Source organism: Chlamydia sp. 12-01 (assembly GCF_042234205.1).
GTDB lineage: Bacteria > Chlamydiota > Chlamydiia > Chlamydiales > Chlamydiaceae > Chlamydia.
In genome coordinates this window covers 483,945-504,689 of the sequence record NZ_CP114174.1, presented here as the reverse complement: position 1 = coordinate 504,689, position 20,745 = coordinate 483,945, and the positions used below count along the sequence as shown (strand labels likewise).

Here is a 20,745-nt window from a genome sequence, read left to right as displayed (position 1 = left end):
TATATGTTTTTTCGCCATCGATATTTTCTATGTTTTATCGGTTATTAGATCTTAACACTCGAATTAATGACGTGACATAGATCATCATGGCGAGGAAACTAAATATCATATGCGTAACTTGACTAATTGCATAAGCCCGGCCATTAGAGAAACCTCCATAAAAATTTGTATGATCATTTGGAATAATATCGATAGTTGTATTTGTTGTTGAATTATACCGACATGATTCCGCTAGTTCTAAACCTCCAAATGTTGCCATTCCACCTAAAAAGGTCAAGAAAACACCAAACACTGCTGTATTTACAATTCCCGTAATTCGATAGTAATTCTCAAGATTCTCACGACCAATAATAACTCTCTCTCTCCTATCCTGAACTTGCGTTTGCTCAGGATTTTCTACAGTATTTCCAAACCATCTCAAACAACGTGTATATAAAGCATCGCGATATCTAGGAAGAGCATACTCTAATAAATCTCTACCGAGCATTGTCCATCCAAAGAAAGTGATTATACCATATAGAGCCGCAGTACATTGTGTAATCGTGGGGCGCGCCGCCATACGAACATTATTTATAACGTCATATAGATTGACAATGGGACCAAAAGCACGAAAACATAAAGCTGCTATACGAGTATTTCGGTATCTTTCTCTTCTAGAACGAGGATTTGTTAACATTAAAAATACATTGCACACGCCATCAATACCAAAAAAGATGATACTCACAGCTAATGAAGAACCGTTCAAAGTCGTATCAATAATAGGAAAAATCCACAAAATAGATACTGCATCTGAGATTCTAAGAATATTGGTAACAACCTCACCGAACCTATCAAGAAAATTTTCTGGAGGTAGAGCGGTCTCTTCAATCTGCATAACTGTTTCAGGCATATTGATTAGAGTTTGTATTCTGCTAAATATATTAGGGCTCGCAGAACGTGTAATAGTTACTCCTTGAATACTATGACCAACAATTCCGGAATCTTGATCTACGGCATTTGAATCACTAAGTGGAGAGATTTCTGTAATCTCAGGTACATCATTCTCAGAGAAATTTTGAGAAACGGAATTAATGCCTGCCGTTTGCATGAACGCCGTTACAATAGCATTGTTAAAAGTAGGATCGTATAAATTCACCCAGAAAATCCCTAAACTTCCTGAAGAGTAAGGGAGCGTTGTTACTCCAGATCTAGTAAATCCTTCAGAATCCAAACAGGAAAATAAATCCCCAGCAACCCGATAATAAAAGGAACGTGGGTGGTTAGGATAATGTGAAGGACAAATCCCTACTAAAACAATATTACGAGCATGCCTTGTATGACGGATAGCCTCTTGGACATACTCAGCACCATTTCCAAAGAAATAATGAATAAAAGTACTACCTTGAGGATGAGTATTAAAAAAACTCTCCCAAGTATCCAAAATCGCTTCACAAATTTGTGACATCTCTTCTTGGGAATCTCTCCTACAGAAAAATGAAGAGCATTGCCTTTCTCCATCATTATAGATACCTACAACTTCTCTACCCCCTAACAGCTGACTGAGATGCAAGGTTTCATTTTGAGCTCCGTAGTATCCTGATTGACTTCCATTTGTATACCCTACCCCAACTAATGGTGTAAGAATAGGTGATGATGTGGAACTTTCATAAATAGCTTCAAAAATAGGAACATTATTTCTATTTCTAGATGGGGAGTTATTTCCACCATGCATAAATAAGTACACACTTTCTCTATCAGTACTTTCTAAATCTGGAGAACTACCTAAAGATATGGAGACTAAAGATCTATTAGCTGGGATTGTATCCCTAGCGGGTTGTGTATCCTCAAGTAAATATACTCGAGATTGATTTGTATCTTGGTTTTCTTCATTTTCTTCTAATGAAGAATGTCCTGAGATAGATACTAAGTAGCTATCCGATGTAAAATTATATATAGGCATAGACATAAAATTAACGGGTGTTCTTACACGTTTATCTCATGTGAAAAATTTAAAAATCTCATGAGATCTGAACAACAATCAGTCAAATAGATAAAAATATGACTTTATAATCTCCGAAAGACAAAGCTCGGAGTACAGTATGTTTGAGGACCGTTAACAAGGGAGAAAACAATGAAACTATTTAATAACTTTTTAGGGACTAGTTCTCTATGAGAATCTAGAAATACCCTATAACGGAGTATCTCAATACATTTGCCTAGGCTGCTAGGCGCCGCTTGTAAGCGCGCTGGAACTTATGCATTATTGATACCAAAATTACTAAATAACTTAAGGACAGTGAAATACATCATTTCACTAAAAGAAGGTTATAAGAAAAGAAGTTTATTTTTCAAGCAATAAAAAGAATATGGGCAAAAAAAAAGGAGAATATTTCTATTCTCCTTATAAAAAATTCAACTTACGAGTCAAAGTAACTAAAAGCTTGGCAATGACCTACTCTCCCATACTCTTGTGTATAGTACCATCGGCGATAAAAGGCTTAACTTCTGAGTTCGGAATGGGGTCAGGTGTGTCCCTTTTTCCATTATCACCAAGCAAATTCTTGTAACGTAACAATTCACGTATACTAATAGACGCTTAAGAGAGTCTTTAGTATCAACTTACATCGATCGATTTATTTCAACAAAAAAGCCTATTGAGCTTTTTATATGATAAAAACCAAGTCAATGGACTTATTAGTATTGGTTAGCTAAACACATTACTGTGCGTACACACCCAACCTATCAACCACATAGTCTATATGGAGTCTCATAGGGATACCTTATCTTAAGGGAGGCTTGGCATTTAGATGCTTTCAATGCTTATCCTTTCCGAACGTAGCTACTCGGCTATGCTTTTGGCAAAACAACCGACACACCATTGGTTCGTCCATTCCGGTCCTCTCGTACTAGGAACAGCTCCTTTCAAGTATCCTGCGCCCACAAAGGATAGAGACCAAACTGTCTCACGACGTTTTGAACCCAGCTCGCGTACCGCTTTAATTGGCGAACAGCCAAACCCTTGGGACCTTCTCCAGCCCCAGGATGCGATGAGCCGACATCGAGGTGCCAAACCGCCACGTCGATATGAACTCTTGGTGGCGATCAGCCTGTTATCCCCGGAGTACCTTTTATCCGTTAAGCGACGGCGATTCCACTTTCCACCGCCGGATCACTAAGCCCGACTTTCGTCTCTGCTTGACTTGTAGGTCTTGCAGTCAACCTATTTTATACCTTTACGCTCTACTCGTGATTGCCAACCACGATGAAATAAGCTTTGGGCTCCTCCGTTACTTTTTAGGAGGATACCGCCCCAGTAAAACTGCCCGTCTGGCAATGTCCATATTCCAGATTCATGGAATTATGTTAGACTCCCAACTTGTTAAGACCAGTATTTCAACGATGACTCCCACCCTCCTAACGAAGGATGTTCATAGTCTCCTGGCTATGCTACACATAACAAATCAAGAATCAATACCAAAGTACAGTAAAGGTTCACGGGGTCTTTTCGTCCTTTTGCGGGTAAACAGCATCTTCACTGCTACTACAATTTCACCGAGTCTTTCGTTGAGACAGTGCCCAGATCGTTACACCATTCGTGCAGGTCGGAACTTACCCGACAAGGAATTTCGCTACCTTAGCACCGTTATAGTTACGGCGGCCATTCACCAGGGCTTGGGTTCAATGCTTTGCCTTGCGGCTGACATATTCCTTTAACCTTTTGGCATTGGGCAGGCGTCACACCATATACTTCCCCTTAGAGGTTTGCATAGTGCTGTGTTTTTGTTAAACAGTCGCCTGGGCCATTTCTCTGCGGCCTCCCGGAGCTCATACCGTAAAGGTAATCACCCTAGAAGGCTCCCCTTCTTCCGAAGTTACGGGGATAATTTGCCGAGTTCCTTAACGAAAGTTATCTCGCGCGCCTTAGAATACTCATCTCGCACACCTGTGTCGGTTTAGGTACGGTCACCATCAACAGCTAGAAATTATTTCTTGAAAGCATTGCGCTACACTATCAGTTCCTCCGAAGATTTCCCTTAACCACAACCTAACCTTATGTTAGCGGATTTGCCTACTAACCGGTCTCATTGTGATACGGACATTTCCAATCGTCCGCGTGCTTAACGTACTCCGTCATTCCATTGCTAAAGTTTTAGGTGGTACAGGAATATTTAACCTGTTGCTCCATCGTCTACGCATTTGTGCCTCGACTTAGGGGCCGACTAACCCAGGGAAGACGAGCTTGACCCTGGAAACCTTGTGCTTACGGCGAGGAAGATTTTCACTTCCTTTATCGTTACTTATGCCATGGATCTTCACTAGTATCCGCTCCAGCACTCCTTTCGGTATACCTTCACTGCTGAATACTACGCTCTCCTATCGCGTATATTTAAAAATATACACCCGCGATGTCGGTTTTATGCTTGAGCCCCGTTTATTATTGGCGCGATGATTCTCGATTGGTGAGCTGTTACGCACTCTTTAAATGATTGCTGCCTCTAAGCCAACATTCCAACTGTCTTAGAATCATCACTTCCTTACTCACTTAGCATAAAATTTGGGACCTTAATCGGCGGTCTGGGCTGTTCCCCTCTCGACAACGAAGCTTAGCCCCCGCTGTCTATCTCCCGGACTCGCTTTTGGTATTCGGAGTTTGATTTCCGTTGGTAAGCCGGTAGGCCCCCGCTAGAATTCAGTGCTCTACCCCCAAAAGCTTAATATCCGAGGCTAACCCTAAAGTTATTTCGGAGAGAACAAGATATCTCCAAGTTTGATTGGCCTTTCACCCCTATTCACAACTCATCCAAACATTTTTCAACATGTACTGGTTCGGTCCTCCACAAGGTCTTACCCATGCTTCAACCTGGTCATAAATAGCTCACTTGGTTTCGTGTCTAAATCAAACGACTATACGCTCTATTAAAACTCGCTTTCGCTTCGGCTCCGGAATGTAAATCCCTTAACCTCGCCGTTTAACTTAACTCCCTGGCTCATCATGCAAAAGGCACGCCGTCAACCATGGCTTCCGAGGAAGCTATAGGTCTCCGACCGCTTATAAGCTACTGGTTTCAGGTTCTATTTCACTCCCTTAACAAGGGTTCTTTTCACCTTTCCTTCACAGTACTGGTTCACTATAGGTCATTGACTAGTATTTAGACTTGGAGAGTGGTCTCCCCAGATTCAGACTAGGTTTCACGTGTCTAGCCCTACTCAGGTATCGAATAGAGTCTCTTGTTCTTTCGCTTACGGGACTATCACCCTGTATCGTTCTACTTTCCAGAAGTATTCAACTAAAACTTAAGATCTCATGTTATCGACCCTACAACCCCACATTAAAAATGTGGTTTGGTCTTCTCCCCTTTCGCTCGCCGCTACTTAGGGAATCTCTTTGATTTATTTTCCTCTGCTTACTAAGATGTTTCAGTTCAGCAGGTGTCGCTTTATATGCCTATGTATTCAGCATATAATGGTAGACGATTAATCTACCGGGTTGCCCCATTCGGATACCTCCGGGTCATAGCTTTATACCAGCTCGCCGAAGATTACTGCAGGTAAACGCATCCTTCATCGCCTGTCAATGCCAAGGCATCCGCCAATAGCTCTTAACAACTTGGTCTGTAAATTATTGATCCATGCAAGTTAACTTCACCAAAGACAGATATTCTTAAACGTCTATTATTATATGTGAATTTACTTGTTACCATATTATTTACATAACATACTTGATCGTAAACTGAATGTTTTGAAAACAAAGCTTAACAATGCAAAAGAAATAGAATACAAGTTTTTAAAAATGCTTGCCCAACCTAGTCAAACCGTCCTAAGACAGTTATCCTTATCCTTAAAAGGAGGTGATCCAGCCCCACCTTCCGGTAGGGCTACCTTGTTACGACTTCATCCCAGTCATCAGCCTCACCTTGGGCGCCTCTCTCCTTTGCAGGTTGAGTCAACGACTTAAGGCAAAACCAACTCCCATGATGTGACGGGCGGTGTGTACAAGGCCCGGGAACGTATTCACGGCGTTATAGCTGACACGCCATTACTAGCAATTCCGACTTCATGTAGTCGAGTTGCAGACTACAATCCGAACTGAGGCCAGCTTTGAGGATTTGCTCCATCTTGCGATATTGCTACCTTCTGTACTGGCCATTGTAGCACGTGTGTGGCCCTGGGCATAAGGGCCATGCTGACTTGACGTCATCCTCGCCTTCCTCCTGGTTAACCCAGGCAGTCTCGTTAGAGTTCCCACCCTAAGTGTTGGCAACTAACGATAAGGGTTGCGCTCGTTGCGGGACTTAACCCAACACCTCACGGCACGAGCTGACGACAGCCATGCAGCACCTGTGTATCTGTCCTTGCGGAAAACGACATTTCTGCCGCGGTCAAATACATGTCAAGCCCAGGTAAGGTTCTTCGCGTTGCATCGAATTAAACCACATGCTCCACTGCTTGTGCGGGCCCCCGTCAATTCTTTTGAGTTTCACCCTTGCGAGTGTACTCCTCAGGCGGCATACTTAACGCGTTAGCTACGACACGGATAGGGTTGAGACTATCCACATCAAGTATGCATCGTTTACGGCAAGGACTACCAGGGTATCTAATCCTGTTTGCTCCCCTTGCTTTCGCGCCTTAGCGTCAGGTGTAAATTAGAAAAGCGCCTTCGCCACTGGTGTTCTTCCACATATCTACGCATTTCACCGCTACACGTGGAATTCCCTTTTCTCCATCTACCCTCTAGAAAGATAGTATTAGATGCTGGCTTGGGGTTGAGCCCCAAGATTTAACATCTAACTTTCCTTTCCGCCTACACGCCCTTTACGCCCAATAAATCCGATTAACGCTAGCACCCTCCGTATTACCGCAGCTGCTGGCACGGAGTTAGCCGGTGCTTCTTTACCTGGTACGCTCAAATCAATTGGATATTAGCCAATTTCTCTTATTCCCAAGCGAAAGTGCTTTACAACCCTAGAGCCTTCATCACACACGCGGCGTCGCTTCGTCAGACTTTCGTCCATTGCGAAAGATTCTCGACTGCAGCCTTCCGTAGAAGTCTGGGCAGTGTCTCAGTCCCAGTGTTGGCGGTCAATCTCTCAATCCGCCTAGACGTCAAAGCCTTGGTAGGCCATTACCCTACCAACAAGCTGATATCCCATAGACTCTTCCTTAACCGAAAGGTCCGAAGATCCCCTTCTTTAATATGTTTTAGATGCCTAAACATACCCCATTCGGTATTAGCGGTCGTTTCCAACCGTTATTCCCAAGTTGAGGACAGATTATCTATGTATTACTAACCCTTCCGCCACTAAATAACAACCGAAGTCATTATTCCGTTCGACTTGCATGCCTCATCCACGCCGCCAGCGTTCAATCTGAACCAAGATCAAATTCTCAGAAAAAATAAATTTAAAAATTAACGGATTTTAAAAATCCGAACAAGCATTTTTTACTGGCTTGCATTCTATCTCATTTGCATTGTTAAGAAGAGAAGACCAGCTATGCTGAACCCTCATTTGCGCATCCACATCGAAGTGTAGACTCTTCCTTCTTTCGCTTTTCGCGGTGAAGAAGAAATCAATATCTTATATAAATGGCATTTATTTATGCAACATATTTTGGCGCACTTTTTTTGTTGTTGCAATTTTTATGAATTGAATTTTCGCCTCCACAATGTATTCAGAGCAAGAAAAATGCATTGTATTTTTTCTTAGATTTTTCTTTTTTTTATCTAAATACACCCCAATCTGTATACCAATATAAACCTATTGAAATTCTACTTACCACAAACAGTGTCTGAACCCGTCTAAACAAACTTTTGTATATAATTTTTTTGATTCTAGATAGCCCTTAGACTTTGCTCCCCTATTAAGGATTAAGGTATAAAGGCATCATCTTCCCTAAGCTCTTTAAACGATATTTCACAATGAAAGACCATCAAAACAGTTTGGAAACGGTTTTCTTAGATTAAAGGAAGCTGTACTATGAAAAATTTTAAATCCGAAAAATATAAGTAGGGGGAAGGGAAGAATGTAGAAATGAGACCAAATCGTATTATTTACAATTAAAGAAGCTTTCCTGAGGATACATAATTAGGGAATTTCCAAATGACAGGCCTATCTGTAAGTATGATTAGCTTTAACTAGCGAATTATGTTTGAGATCATAGGCTTTTTGTCTTGGATAAATATTATCGTCGAGATAATATTTTCTCTTAGCTTTCATGGCTTATGGCGAACGTAGCTCAGTTGGTTAGAGCGTCGGATTGTGGTTCCGAAGGTCGCGGGTTCAAGCCCCGTCGTTCGCCCTTCTTTATCTTCTTTGTTTCTTTTACAGTTCTTGCTATAACCAAGTATTAGAATAAATTCTCACTCTACTAAAAACCTTGTGTCTATTCATGGTAAGAGAGCGTCAGAAATCTAAATCTGCCTTATTTCCTTCGATACCTTTTACGGTTAGGGCGAGTATCTATTTATTTTTGGCTTGTTTTTCAGGTTTGAGCTTATGGAGTTTTCATAATACTCAGCCATGCACCCAAAATTGGATAGGATTGCTGGGATGGTCATTAAGTTCCTTTCTTTTATATTGTTTTGGAGCCGCATCTTTTCTTATTCCACCTTATTTTTTATGGCTGTCCTTTCTAAATATAAAGAAAACACCTTCAAAAATCTTACATCGTAAAGCACTTGCATTTGCATCTATCCCTATTTGTGCTGCGATATTGTTATCAATGTTTTCCCCAGTACAAGTTTTGCCTCATATTTTGGATACACGTCTCCCTAAATTCATTTTAGGAATCAATCCACCTGTTTCTTATTTGGGGGGCATTCCTTTCTATATTCTTTATGCGGGACAATCCTTCTGTCTAAAACATTTGATTGGTTCCGTAGGTACTGCTCTTATTTTCTCCTTCATATTGTTCTTCTCTATTTTTTATCTTTGTGGAGGAATTGTCTTAATTAAAAAAAAAATTCTACAAAGGTTCCTCAAAAACAGATTTCAAGCCTGTTGGCGTATTTGCAAAAGCATTTTAAAAAGACTAACTAATAAGCAAAATTATCTCCCCAAACCCTCAATTAAAATTCCTTCTGCATCCATAGCAAAGAATGATCCAAGGAAACTTCCTACTCCGGTCGTTTCTCTCCCAATAGAAAAGGGAGATTTATTTGACGATCCTCATGTAACTCCTCAAGATTCTTCGGAAAAAGCAACTCTTTTTTTAGCTCCTCATCCCCAGAAGCGTATTTTATCTTCATTCACGAAGCCACAAAATACAGCTCAGAAAGAATCTAAGATTACTGTATTACCTCAGTCCCCATCTCTACAAAATAAGAGAATTGAAAAATCTCCTCCTATGGATTTATCAACATTCAGAGGAGGAAATTCTGAGCTACCCCAGTATCATCTATTGAGCAAAAGCGATAATTCAAAACCGGAGTCTCTTCGTGAGGAACTTCAGAAAAAGGGTATGCTTTTACAACAGACCTTAGAAAGTTTTGGAATAGACGCTGATATTGGAAATATCTGTTTTGGACCTACGCTAGCTGCATTTGAAGTGCAACCTCATACGGGTGTAAAAGTGCAAAAAATCAAAGCTTTAGAAAATGATATAGCTTTGAATTTGCAAGCATCGAGTATTCGTATTATTGCGCCTATTCCTGGGAAAGCTGCTGTTGGTATTGAAATTCCTAATCCCTACCCGCAACCAGTGAATTTCCGCGATTTATTAGAAGATTATCAAAAACAAAATCATAAACTGCAGGTTCCTCTTTTACTTGGGAAAAAGGCTAACGGTGATAATTTTTGGGCAGACTTAGCAACGATGCCTCATTTAATTATTGCAGGAACAACAGGGTCAGGAAAATCCGTCTGTATTAACACGATTGTCATGTCTTTGATTATGACAACACTACCTTCTGATATTAAACTTGTCATTGTTGATCCAAAGAAAGTAGAGCTCACTGGGTACTCTCAACTCCCCCATATGTTAACTCCCGTGATTACAGAATCTCGTGATACTCATAGTGCTTTGGTCTGGCTTGTTAAAGAGATGGAACTTCGTTATGAAATTCTAAGATTTCTAGGTCTTCGAAATATTCAAGCTTTTAATTCTCGTGAACGCAATATTGAAGTGGAAGCTTCTTTCGATAAAGAAATCCCAGAAAAAATGCCTTTCCTTGTTGGTATTATCGATGAACTTGCTGATCTTTTACTTTCTTCTTCTCAGGATATAGAAACACCCATCATTCGCTTAGCGCAAATGGCAAGAGCTGTTGGTATTCATTTAATCCTAGCTACACAAAGACCTTCTCGTGACGTAATTACTGGTCTGATTAAAGCAAACTTTCCTTCTCGCATTGCATTCAAAGTTGCTAATAAAGTGAATAGTCAAATCATTATAGATGAACCCGGTGCGGAAAATCTCATGGGAAATGGAGACATGTTAGTTGTGTCTCCTTCTTCTTTTGGAGCAGTTCGTGCTCAGGGAGCTTATATTTGTGATGAGGACATTAATAAAGTCATAAAAGATCTATGCTCTCGATTTCCTACAAAATATGTCATTCCTTCATTTGATACTTATGAAGACTTTGTAGGAGACGATTCAGTGGATAGAGATCCTCTATATAACCAAGCAAAAACTCTTGTTTTACAAACAGGAAATGCTTCTACGACTTTCTTACAAAGAAAACTTAAGATTGGCTATGCTAGAGCAGCCAGTTTGATAGATCAACTTGAAGAGGCGAGAATCATCGGCCCTTCAGAAGGTGCTAAGCCACGTCAAATCTTAATACAAATGCCTCCGCAAGAAGGATAGGTTTATGGAAGGTTTTTTCCCTTTAGCCTCAGGTTCGAAGGGGAACTGTACCTATTTGGGAACGGACTCCTGTAAAATTCTGATAGATTTAGGTATTAGCAAGCAGCTCGTAACTCATGGACTATTATCCATGAATGTCCATCCTGAAGACATTCAGGCTATTTTTATTTCTCATGAGCATTCTGATCATATTTCTGGAATTAAAAGTTTTATAAAAACATACAATACACCAATTATTTGCAACCTTGAGACTGCACGCAGTCTGTGTCAGTTATTAGATGTTCATCCCACTTTTAAAATATTTTCTACAGGAACAACATTTTCCTTTCATGATTTAAAAATCCAAACTTTCAATGTTCCTCACGACGCTATAGATCCGGTCGGGTTTATTTTTCACTACCGTAATGAAAAGTTGGGTTTTTGTACTGACTTAGGTTGGGTAACCTCATGGATCGTTCATGAGCTTTATGATTGTGATTATTTGCTTATAGAAGCAAATCATGATCCTGAACTCGTACGACAATCAGTACGTCCTGATATTTATAAAAAGCGTGTGCTTAGTAAACTGGGACATATATCCAATCGCGAATGCGGAGAACTATTACAGAAAATTCTTACTCCAAAAATAAAAAAAATCTATCTTGCACATCTTTCTAGTGAATGTAACACTCCTGAATTAGCTCTATCCACAGTATCTTCTGCTATAGAAAATATTACATCGATTCTTCCTGTGATTGCAGAAAGCCAGGGAATCTCCGCTCCTATTTACTTTAGGTCTTTAGTAAACGCATGAAATTAGAATCCTCTTCATCTGAGACCCTATACATTTCTCTGGATCATAATTGGCAAGAGAGTACTCGCTACAGCATGGATAGAGCGTCGCAGTTACTTAATTTCAAATTTCTTCCTTTTCTTACTTTTACAGATTGGAAAGTAGAAGAAAAAATCCGTAAGTTATGTGACAAGGCTAAGAAAAAACGTTTTATATCTCCCCTAGCAAAATGGCTTGGAGAACTTCATAAGCAAGACTTAATTACTCCTCCGATGCCTCCCGTAGCAGTATGTTGGGTAAATTCGTATATTGGTTATGGAGTTTTTGCTCGAGAAAGAATCCCGGCTTGGACGTATATTGGTGAATATACCGGAATACTTCGTCGTCGTCAGGCTATTTGGATGGATGAAAATGATTACTGTTTCCGTTATCCTCTATCTTCGTGGCTATGGCGTTATTTCACTATTGATAGTGGTCGTCAGGGTAATTTTACTCGCTTTATTAATCATAGTGACAAACCTAATGTGGAAGCTATAGGAGTATTCCAGGATGGATTGTTTCACGTGATTATTAGAACGATTCAAGCAATTGAAGCGGGCGAGGAATTATGTTATCACTACGGCCCGCTATATTGGAAACACAGAAAAAAACGAGAAGAGTTTATTCCCGAAGAAGAGTAGGTATTTAGCTCTTCTCGTATGTACCCATTAATTCAGCATTATCTACAACATGGTTTTCCATTACTTCGAGAAGCTGATCTCTAGTTACATTTTCTTCTACTGGTAAGATAGTATCTAAAGCATAGCAATAGAAGAAGTAGCGGTGTTGCCTATCTGGTGGGCATGGCCCTTCATAGCAGGCTTTTCCTGAAGTGTTCAATCCTTGAACAGCAAAAATACTCGCGCCTTCTGCTAGTTCGGTTATGGTTGGAGAGAGGTTATATACTACCCAATGAATCCAAAGACCGTCGGCTCGTAGACTTCTAGGCACATCGGGATCTTCAATGATCAATGCTATGCTTTTTGCTTCTGCAGGAACATCTTTGAATATTAGGGGTGGAGAAATGTTAACGCCTTGACATGTGTATTTTTTCGGAATCGGTTTTCCATAGTCAAATGCTGGTGAGAGTAATTGCATAATTCATCTCCGTATTAGATATCTAGATTTTGCAAAACATTGGATTTAGCATCTTCTTCCAGTCTAAGTAGGGCAACTTCTCGATTTGTTGACAATACATCTTTGAACAAAGCTACCAAAGCTATAGAATTTAGAATCACCATACCCGCAAACCCTGTATCGGAAAGACTCCAGATTAATCGCATATCTACTATGCCTCCAAGAGGTATAACTGCAACAAATAGAATCTTTAACCAAGAGTTGGCTCGTTTCCCGGGTATCATATATTCTAAACTTTTTTCTGCGCAAGCAAACCAAGTCAAAGCCGTTGTATATCCAAATAATGCCATCGCAAGAATAACAACAAGCCCTCCAAGAGAACCTAAACTTGATTTAAAGGCGTGTAGCACCATAAGCGTTCCTTCTTGCCCTGAGACATAAGCTCCAGAAACAATGAGAACGAGAGTAGTAATCGAACAAACTACCATGACAATGACAGGCGGTAGGAGAGTGACCAAACCGTCAACCACGGGATTCTTACTTTGAGAATCAGATTGTAAAATTGATACCATACCGCTACCACAGTCAGTTGCCATGATAGCACGGCTCATACCTGTTGAGATCACTTGAGTTATTGTATAGCCTCCCAAACCAGCAACCGTTGCCTTAATTCCAAATGCAGACGAAACAATAAGTTTCAATGCAGGAAGGATCATGGAACCATGTTGTGCAAGAATAACCAAACAAGAAATTGCGTAGAAACCCGCAATGAAGGGAATCACGCGAGCCGAGAATCTAAGAATACGTGTATTTCCTCCCATAAGCACGGGAAGAATTGTTAATGCAAGAATAAAACCTATAAAGAATTTTAAAGGAACGCTTTCAGCACAAAGGGGCACGATACAATTAATCTGTGCAAAGTTTCCTGCCGAAAAAGCTGTAATAATTGTGAATATACAGAAAAGACCTGCGAGAAACTTACTCCCCATACCATAGGCTAGACAAGCTGTAGGCCCTCCGATAAACTCCCCTGATTTCCCGTGAAGTTTACGATATTTTATTCCTAGAAACGAACCAGAGTATTGAACAATGGCTCCTAAAAGAGCCGCTATCCAAATCCAGACTAGCGCACCCGGACCTCCGCAAGCAATAGCAATGGCCATACCCGCAATATTTCCTGTACCAAAATTCCCGGCAAGAATACCAGCTACAGCTTCGTAACGAGATACCTTACCATCTTCAGTAGAGGGATTCTCCTGCTTATTTTTTAACATAAGGTTAAAACCGAGCTTCAACCCAGTAAATTGCAGGCCACGTAATTTCCATGTTAATAACCCACCAAGAAATAAAATTGTGGGGAATACACAGAAGGAAATACAGAAGTTATTTAATTGTTCTAGAAAATGTAACATTGGTCTCTCTCTTTATTGCTAATAGTGTTCTTAATGGAAGATCACAGCAAAATTAGCTCGTAGCTTCCTCTCCTGGTTTAGGGGAAAGGAAGCTTCGTTGTAGAGAGCTTAAGAAGGTTGAGATATCACGATATCTAAAAGCTCAGGCCACCTTTCCCCTTGCACAATGGAGGCAACGGTCCCGGAATCTAATCCTAAGGTGGAGGCAAAAGCAGTGATATCTTCTTCAGTAATTACACCCTGAGAAGCAGCTTGAGAAAATACTTCGCTTAATTCGGACATGAACATATTCCAAATCCAATCACGGCTTTGCATTTTCTTCATACCTTCGATTAAAGAAGGGTTTTCAGCTAATAGCTTTAATAAAGCTAAAGGGTGAAGTTCTCTGATGCGGTTTAAAGCGCTCTTAATCTCACTCTGAGACATAGCTAATGAAATAGAAGATTTTTCAGAAGCAGCGTCAACGACAAAAGAGATGTCTCTTTTGTCTTGATCTGTTATCTGATCTTCGTATCTCTTAAAGTTAGCTTGCACTTTCTGTGTGTCCTTCTTAGATTGACTACGTCGAGCAAATAATCTTCGCGAACGACGGGAAGGCTTCTTTTCACTTTCCGTGAGTATAACAGATTCGTTATTTATGTCCTTCGAGTTTTTTGAGCTCTGCTTTGATCCATAAGGGTTCAAGCAGCAACTACTCAAACTCAAGAGCAATACCAAACCGCCAAAACTGTACTTATAGATATATTTTTTCATTACTTTAGTTAATTTTAAAAATAAAAGTTATACTATTATATCACAAATACATTAAAAATAGAGAGTATTTGCGTATTTATTTTTTAGTATTAAGATTTTTAACATCATAGCGATATCTCTCCTATATCCCCTGGGGAAATGATTCTTGAGTTTCTCGGGTTGATTTGTTATTGGCCATTTTGTTATCAACATGGGGCATTTAGTTAATGCTCTTTATTAAGGGAAATTAACAAAACAATTAGACGCCAGAGGATCTTATGTTAAAAATCCTTATAATTCGAAGCTGCGCTTGTTTAGTAGCTTGTCTTTTAAGTTTTCCTTACATTTCTTTCGGAGCTCCGACTTCGTCGGCAATGCTCCCAGCAAATTTATCCTCTGGCAAAGGAAAAATAGGATCGGACTCCTGGATTGAGTACAAACTACGCCAATATCCAGAATTACTCTGGTTGACAGAGCCATCGACTATGGCGAGTATTGCAACAACACGCAAAACGACCTATTCTTTATCCCTATTTGATAAGAAGATCCCAGCATTTGATGTTGCTATACGTAGTTTGATTTACCTACATCTATTAATACAAGGTTCTCGTCAATCCTATGCTCAGCTCTGCCAATTACAGCCTTCAGAAGACAGTATAACTTTTAAGCAATTCCAGACTACCCACAGGCAGTTGATTTATTTCTTAAACTCCCCAAAACATTTTGACAATACTCTGAAAATTCTAGAGACAGCTATTGTTTTAAAACACATCGGATGCTCTGCTAAGGCTGCTGCGAACTTTAAGCCTTATTTCACAGAATCTCGTGCTGATGCCTTTTATGCAAAAGCTTTGCATGTATTACAGGCGTTCCCAGAATTAAGTCCTTCGTATTCTCGACTATCTCCAGAACAGAAAGAGGTATTCACTGCACTACGTCGTTTAGCTGATTATGATTCGCTTTTCAATCTTACAACGATGCCGAACGCTCAGTTACTATCCATGGGTAGAGTAAAGCGTCCTTTAGTAGTTTTGGATTTATATCTCTACTCTCTAGATATCTGTGGAGAAAACAACTGCTCTCAAGAATTTTACTATAACTTCGCTCCCTTGTTATCTATGCTGCAACAGCATGCTACTATAGAGGAAGCCTTCTCTCGTTATTTCACTTATAGAGCGAATCGTTTAGGATTCGAAGGATCTTCTCGTAGTGATATGGCCCTAGTACGTTTAGCGACTCTCATGGAACTTTCACCTGTGGAAGCTAACGCTCTTACTTGGAGTTTTAAAAATCTCCCTATCGATGAATCAGAAAGCTTAGTGAATAGTTTCTATACAACACAAGGGGAACTTATTCCTTTAGAAATCCGAGGTCTTCCTAATCTCATTACTGGTTTATTACAGGCAAATCATGGAACAGCAGCAGCAAGTCCTGAAAGTCGTTTGCGTCAGGTTTACTCTACAGCATTGTCTTTAGTAGTGAAAAGCTTGCGAGTTCACAAGGATATGTTAAAAAAGCAGCTGCTTGATCAAACAACTGTTTTAGACTTCTCAGAAACTACGATTTCTTGTGGGGGATTAGATATTTTCTCTGAAAATATTGCCGTACGTGTGCATTTAAATGGTTCTGTTAGCGTTACACTTTAAAGTGCAACGCTATACTATTATAACTTTTTGAAAAGATCTGCCATTTCTAAAGCTGTTTTCATTCCAGAAATTCCTAAATTCGATCCTTTAATTCCTGCACGTTGCCATGCAGAGTCTATGCAAGGCGCTGTAATAACGGAAAAGGTAATTGGAAGATTGAACTCTATAGACAACTCACTAATTCGTGCCGAAACCTGATCTGCAATATGATCGTAATGCGTGGTCTCACCTTTGATAAGAACACCACAAGCCACTATAGCGTTATATTCTACACCCGAAGTAAGGAGTTTTTTTAATATGCAAGGAATTTCAAAAGATCCGGGGACACGTACCACGGTAAGCATATCTTCTGAACCTCCTAGATCCAGAAAAGTCTGTTGTGCTCCTGAAACTAGCTCATCAGCTATAGGTCCATTAAAACATGCCCCAACGATAGCAACGCGCATATTTTTTGCCGATGCTACTCCTTTAAATGTTTTCATATAATCCTAGAATTATCTTGTGTTTGCTTCCTCAACATAGGGAAGGTCTATCCAATGTCCCATACGCTCTTTTTTTGTACGTAGGTAACATTCATTTTCCTCAGAAACATTGATTGGGAGAGCGATTCTATCAACAATTTCCAATCCAAATCCCTGAAGACCGAAATATTTGTGAGGATTATGAGTAATCAATTTGATCTTTGTCAATCCTAGATCAACTAAAATCTGAGCTCCTATCCCATACTCTCTAGAGTCTACGGGGAAGCCAATTTCTAGATTAGCATCAACAGTGTCATATCCACGATCTTGTAAAGCATAAGCACGAACCTTATGACCTAATCCAATACCACGTCCTTCCTGTCCACGCAAATAAACAACAACACCCTCACCTTCCAATCCTATGTATTCCATAGCAGAGCGCAACTGATGTCCGCAATCACAGCGCATAGATCCCATAATGTCTCCAGTAAGACATTCAGAATGTACTCGAACAAGTATATTCTCTTTCCCTTTCACATCGCCTTTCACTAAAGCTATATGTTGAATACCATCAAGAAGAGACTCATACACATGAATATTAAAATCCCCATATTCTGTAGGGAGGCGAGCTGACGAAATAGGAATAACCAACCTTTCAGATAACATCCGATAGGCTATTAAATCAGAGATAGAGATCACGGAAAGCTTATGCTGTTTAGCAAATTCTATAATTTGTGGAAGACGCATCATAGTGTGGTCTTCATTCACAAGCTCTGAAAGAACTCCACAGGGTTGCATATTTGCTAAACGCATGAGATCTAAAGCGGCTTCTGTATGTCCGGCACGTTTTAATACACCTCCTGGAGTACTTACTAGGGGGAAAAAATGTCCCGGACGAACAAAATCTTTAGGACAACTATCAGGATCAGATAACAACTCTACGACTTTTGTCCTGTCTGCTGCAGACACCCCAGTGGTTATACCTTGAGCAGCATCTACAGACACTGTGAATGCTGTACGATAACGACAACAATTGTCTTCAACCATAAGGGGAAATTCTAAATCTTTTATTCTCCCTGGTTCTAAAGAAGCACAAATAATTCCTGTTGTATATTTGAGAAGGAAAGTCATCTTTTCTACGGTCATCTTCTCACCTGCGATGATAAGATCCCCTTCATCTTCTCTCGAAGCTTCGTCAACAACAATAACAAATTTCCCCTCAGAGATATCTGCGATTGCTTTTTCTATTGGGACAAAACATGATGCACGTGCATCATCATCGGATTTTATCACCAGAGTTCCTCTCAATTACTGACCTCTATTCTCTAGGAATGCTAATAGAAATCCCCTATTCACTTCAATCTCTTCCCCTATTTCCTTTATCCGACAATTTCCCAAGACGTTTTTAAAGAATTTCCTAAAATTTCAGAAAACTTAGGAAGAATTTTTTGAGCAGAGTGCAGCCGGTATCCTAAGTCTCCAAAAAGAGGTTTTCTTTGATCACCAAAAATTTTTGGTCCCAGATAAATAACAAGAGCATTTGCTAAGCGTTCTTTCAAAAATGCAGTATGTAAAATAGACCCACCTTCAACAAGAACCTGTAAAACATGTTTAGTAGATAAATATGAGATCAACTCATGCAAATTCACTCTAGAATCTCTAGGTTGAGTAACTAAAACTTCCACACCAAGATCTTCGATATTTTTAACATGATCTTTTGAACATTGCGTTGTGGTTACATAGAGAGCTTTTCCGGGATTATGAAAAATTTTCGCCTGCGCAGTTACAGCTCCCAAACTATCAACAACAACACGCAATGGTTGATGAGAATAGAGTTCTCCAGAAGGCTTCCTTGCTGTTAACAAAGGGTTATCTTGTAAAATAGTTTTAGAACCTACAATAACAGCTTGAGAACCAGCACGTAATTTCCCGACATCAGCACGAGCTTCAGAGCAAGTAATCCATTGAGACTCTCCATCGCTATCGGCAGTCTGCCCATCTAAAGTAGCAGCACTTTTGATCACAATCCAAGGTTTTCCATATGTACGTTGATAGATATAAGATTTTAAAGATCTCTCGGCTTCTTCTTTCCCTAAACCTTCAAAAACACGAATACCTGCATCTCTTAGAGCGGAAATTCCCTTACCAGCAACACGGTTATCAGGATCTAATAAAGCGACATAGACAGTCGAAATTTTATGTTTGATTAATAGATTTACACAAGGGGGTGTGCTTCCGTAATGACAACACGGCTCTAAGGTCACATAAACTTCACTACCTTCTACAGATACAGATGTAGAATTTATTGCTATTTCCTCTGCATGTAATTGGCCTTTCTTTTCGTGATATCCTTCTCCTATGATCTGTCCATTTTTTACAATTACACAACCCACCCAAGGATTAGGAGGAGCAGAAAATTTTCCTTTTTTTCCTAATTCTATAGCTCGACGCATAAAAAATAGTTGTTGCTCAGAGAAATCTTCCATATACTTTACTTTTGTGAGAAAAGGTAATTAAAGAGATATAAGGATGTTGGATATAAAATTAATACGCAAGGCACCTGAAGAATGTGAAACTCGTCTTCGTAGGAAAGATCCCAATATTTCTCTCCTTCCTATTCTTGATTTAGACAAAGAGGTCCGCCAATTAAAAACGGATTCAGAATCTCTACAATCTCAAAGAAAACTTTTGTCTACACAAATCCACAAAGCTAAAGCTCAAGGTGAAGACGCTTCTAGTATACTAGATGAAGTTGAGAGACTCTCTCAAGATCTAGAAAAACTCGAAGCTTTACTTGAAGAAAAGAACGCTACTTTACAAGACTTACTCGTACGTCTTCCGAATTATCCTGAAGAAGATGTTCCTGTATGTCCTGATAAATCAGGAAACCAAGTGATTAAAAGCGTGGGTTCCCTACCAACATTTTCTTTTGCTCCTAAACATCATGTGGAGCTAAATCAAAAACTACAAATTTTAGATTTTAAACTCCCTGCTAAAACTTCAGGATCTGGATGGCCCGCATATAAAAATCAGGGAGTTATTTTAGAATGGGCATTGCTGACTTATTTATTAAATAAGCAACGAGAACATGGATTCCAATTGTGGTTACCCCCCCTTCTTGTAAAACGTGAAATTCTTTTTGGCTCTGGACAAATTCCCAAATTCGATGGTCAATACTATCGCGTAGAAGATGGAGATCAATCTCTCTACCTGATTCCTACTGCTGAGGTTGTTCTCAACGGATTCCATTCTCAAGAAATTTTTAATGAAAAAGATTTACCTGTATACTATGCAGCATGCACACCTTGCTTCCGCAGAGAGGCAGGAGCTGCGGGTGCTAATGAACGTGGGCTTGTTCGTGTACATCAATTCAATAAAGTGGAGATGTTTGCTTTTACTACTCCAGAACAGGCAGATCAAGCTTATGAGAAGATGCTTGCTGTCGTTGAAGATATTCTTACAGAATTAAAACTCCCTTATCGCCTATCTTTACTTTCTACAGGGGATATGTCCTTCACAGCATCAAAAACTATAGATGCTGAAGTCTGGTTACCTGGGCAACAATCCTATTACGAAGTTTCTTCTATTTCCCAGTGTACAGATTTCCAATCACGTCGTTCGGAAACTCGTTACAAGGATAATCAGGGGAAAATGCATTTTGTGCATACCCTTAATGGTTCAGGTTTAGCAACCCCACGTTTATTCGTTGCAATTTTAGAAAATAATCAGCAAGAAGACGGCTCTGTAATTATTCCTGAAGTTCTACGCCCCTACTTAGGAAATCAAGAAGTATTATTACCTCAAGAATAGGATCTGTATTG

General features: G+C 39.9%; 12 protein-coding genes, 1 tRNA gene and 3 rRNA genes. 6 read left to right on the top strand and 10 right to left on the bottom strand.

Annotation, left to right across the window (positions count from 1 at the left end):
• Window positions 1-34 precede the first annotated feature (34 nt).
• The 4 genes from O1W69_RS02205 to O1W69_RS02190 all read right to left on the bottom strand — a co-directional run bounded on the left by O1W69_RS02205 (window position 35) and on the right by O1W69_RS02190 (window position 7,373).
• On the bottom strand, window positions 35-1,945 hold the full coding sequence (locus O1W69_RS02205; protein WP_375793884.1) for a DUF687 family protein: 1,911 nt from the start codon (window positions 1,943-1,945) through the stop codon (window positions 35-37).
• A 473-nt stretch (window positions 1,946-2,418) separates the two neighbouring features.
• Window positions 2,419-2,533: ribosomal RNA gene (rrf, locus tag O1W69_RS02200) — 5S ribosomal RNA — on the bottom strand.
• Window positions 2,534-2,652: 119 nt separating this feature from the next.
• Window positions 2,653-5,593: ribosomal RNA gene (locus O1W69_RS02195) — 23S ribosomal RNA — on the bottom strand.
• A 228-nt stretch (window positions 5,594-5,821) separates the two neighbouring features.
• Window positions 5,822-7,373 (bottom strand): 16S ribosomal RNA (locus tag O1W69_RS02190).
• The 16S, 23S and 5S rRNA genes sit together here, the layout of an rRNA operon.
• Window positions 7,374-8,203: 830 nt before the next feature.
• On the opposite strand from O1W69_RS02190, the gene O1W69_RS02185 reads away from it, so the two are divergent.
• The 4 genes from O1W69_RS02185 (at window position 8,204) to O1W69_RS02170 (ending at window position 12,237) form a co-directional block, all read left to right on the top strand.
• A tRNA-His gene (locus O1W69_RS02185) sits at window positions 8,204-8,277 on the top strand.
• Window positions 8,278-8,367: 90 nt separating this feature from the next.
• A complete protein-coding gene (locus O1W69_RS02180; protein ID WP_375793883.1) occupies window positions 8,368-10,785 on the top strand; it encodes a DNA translocase FtsK 4TM domain-containing protein in 2,418 nt (805 codons plus the stop codon).
• A 4-nt stretch (window positions 10,786-10,789) separates the two neighbouring features.
• Window positions 10,790-11,578, top strand: a complete 789-nt coding sequence (locus O1W69_RS02175; RefSeq protein WP_375793882.1) for an MBL fold metallo-hydrolase — start codon at window positions 10,790-10,792, stop codon at window positions 11,576-11,578.
• The gene (locus tag O1W69_RS02170) at window positions 11,575-12,237 is read left to right on the top strand and encodes an SET domain-containing protein (RefSeq protein ID WP_375793881.1); all 663 of its coding nucleotides are present in this window, start codon (window positions 11,575-11,577) and stop codon (window positions 12,235-12,237) included. The genes O1W69_RS02175 and O1W69_RS02170 overlap by 4 nt, the downstream gene beginning before the upstream one ends.
• Before the next feature lie 4 nt (window positions 12,238-12,241).
• Here O1W69_RS02170 and O1W69_RS02165 read toward each other — a convergent pair whose 3' ends face one another.
• From O1W69_RS02165 to O1W69_RS02155, 3 genes are all read right to left on the bottom strand, one after another.
• Window positions 12,242-12,694 (bottom strand): YbhB/YbcL family Raf kinase inhibitor-like protein, encoded by a 453-nt coding sequence (locus tag O1W69_RS02165; RefSeq protein WP_375793880.1) that lies wholly within the window; start codon window positions 12,692-12,694, stop codon window positions 12,242-12,244.
• A gap of 14 nt (window positions 12,695-12,708) precedes the next feature.
• Entirely contained in the window at window positions 12,709-14,085 is a 1,377-nt protein-coding gene (locus tag O1W69_RS02160) for an alanine/glycine:cation symporter family protein (RefSeq protein ID WP_375793879.1), read from the bottom strand.
• Between the two features lie 108 nt (window positions 14,086-14,193).
• Entirely contained in the window at window positions 14,194-14,838 is a 645-nt protein-coding gene (locus O1W69_RS02155; protein WP_375793878.1) for a hypothetical protein, read from the bottom strand.
• Between the two features lie 257 nt (window positions 14,839-15,095).
• Between O1W69_RS02155 and O1W69_RS02150 the strand changes: the two genes are divergently transcribed.
• On the top strand, window positions 15,096-16,463 hold the full coding sequence (locus O1W69_RS02150; RefSeq protein WP_375793877.1) for a hypothetical protein: 1,368 nt from the start codon (window positions 15,096-15,098) through the stop codon (window positions 16,461-16,463).
• 17 nt (window positions 16,464-16,480) lie between these two features.
• Here O1W69_RS02150 and ribH read toward each other — a convergent pair whose 3' ends face one another.
• From ribH to ribD, 3 genes are all read right to left on the bottom strand, one after another.
• Window positions 16,481-16,945, bottom strand: coding sequence for a 6,7-dimethyl-8-ribityllumazine synthase (gene ribH / locus O1W69_RS02145; RefSeq protein ID WP_375793876.1), 465 nt, complete (start codon window positions 16,943-16,945; stop codon window positions 16,481-16,483).
• Between the two features lie 12 nt (window positions 16,946-16,957).
• Complete coding sequence (locus O1W69_RS02140; RefSeq protein ID WP_375793875.1) at window positions 16,958-18,217, bottom strand: bifunctional 3,4-dihydroxy-2-butanone-4-phosphate synthase/GTP cyclohydrolase II; 1,260 nt, start codon at window positions 18,215-18,217, stop codon at window positions 16,958-16,960.
• 86 nt (window positions 18,218-18,303) lie between these two features.
• Window positions 18,304-19,410 (bottom strand): bifunctional diaminohydroxyphosphoribosylaminopyrimidine deaminase/5-amino-6-(5-phosphoribosylamino)uracil reductase RibD, encoded by a 1,107-nt coding sequence (gene ribD, locus O1W69_RS02135; protein ID WP_375793874.1) that lies wholly within the window; start codon window positions 19,408-19,410, stop codon window positions 18,304-18,306.
• 43 nt (window positions 19,411-19,453) lie between these two features.
• Between ribD and serS the strand changes: the two genes are divergently transcribed.
• A complete protein-coding gene (gene serS / locus O1W69_RS02130; protein ID WP_375793873.1) occupies window positions 19,454-20,734 on the top strand; it encodes a serine--tRNA ligase in 1,281 nt (426 codons plus the stop codon).
• The last annotated feature ends 11 nt before the right edge of the window (window positions 20,735-20,745 follow it).

Coding starts and splice junctions, on each gene's coding strand:
- O1W69_RS02205 (WP_375793884.1), bottom strand. CDS start 1,945: ATGTCTATGCCTATATATAATTTTACATCGGATAGCTACTTAGTATCT.
- O1W69_RS02180 (WP_375793883.1), top strand. CDS start 8,368: ATGGTAAGAGAGCGTCAGAAATCTAAATCTGCCTTATTTCCTTCGATA.
- O1W69_RS02175 (WP_375793882.1), top strand. CDS start 10,790: ATGGAAGGTTTTTTCCCTTTAGCCTCAGGTTCGAAGGGGAACTGTACC.
- O1W69_RS02170 (WP_375793881.1), top strand. CDS start 11,575: ATGAAATTAGAATCCTCTTCATCTGAGACCCTATACATTTCTCTGGAT.
- O1W69_RS02165 (WP_375793880.1), bottom strand. CDS start 12,694: ATGCAATTACTCTCACCAGCATTTGACTATGGAAAACCGATTCCGAAA.
- O1W69_RS02160 (WP_375793879.1), bottom strand. CDS start 14,085: ATGTTACATTTTCTAGAACAATTAAATAACTTCTGTATTTCCTTCTGT.
- O1W69_RS02155 (WP_375793878.1), bottom strand. CDS start 14,838: ATGAAAAAATATATCTATAAGTACAGTTTTGGCGGTTTGGTATTGCTC.
- O1W69_RS02150 (WP_375793877.1), top strand. CDS start 15,096: ATGTTAAAAATCCTTATAATTCGAAGCTGCGCTTGTTTAGTAGCTTGT.
- ribH (WP_375793876.1), bottom strand. CDS start 16,945: ATGAAAACATTTAAAGGAGTAGCATCGGCAAAAAATATGCGCGTTGCT.
- ribD (WP_375793874.1), bottom strand. CDS start 19,410: ATGGAAGATTTCTCTGAGCAACAACTATTTTTTATGCGTCGAGCTATA.
- serS (WP_375793873.1), top strand. CDS start 19,454: ATGTTGGATATAAAATTAATACGCAAGGCACCTGAAGAATGTGAAACT.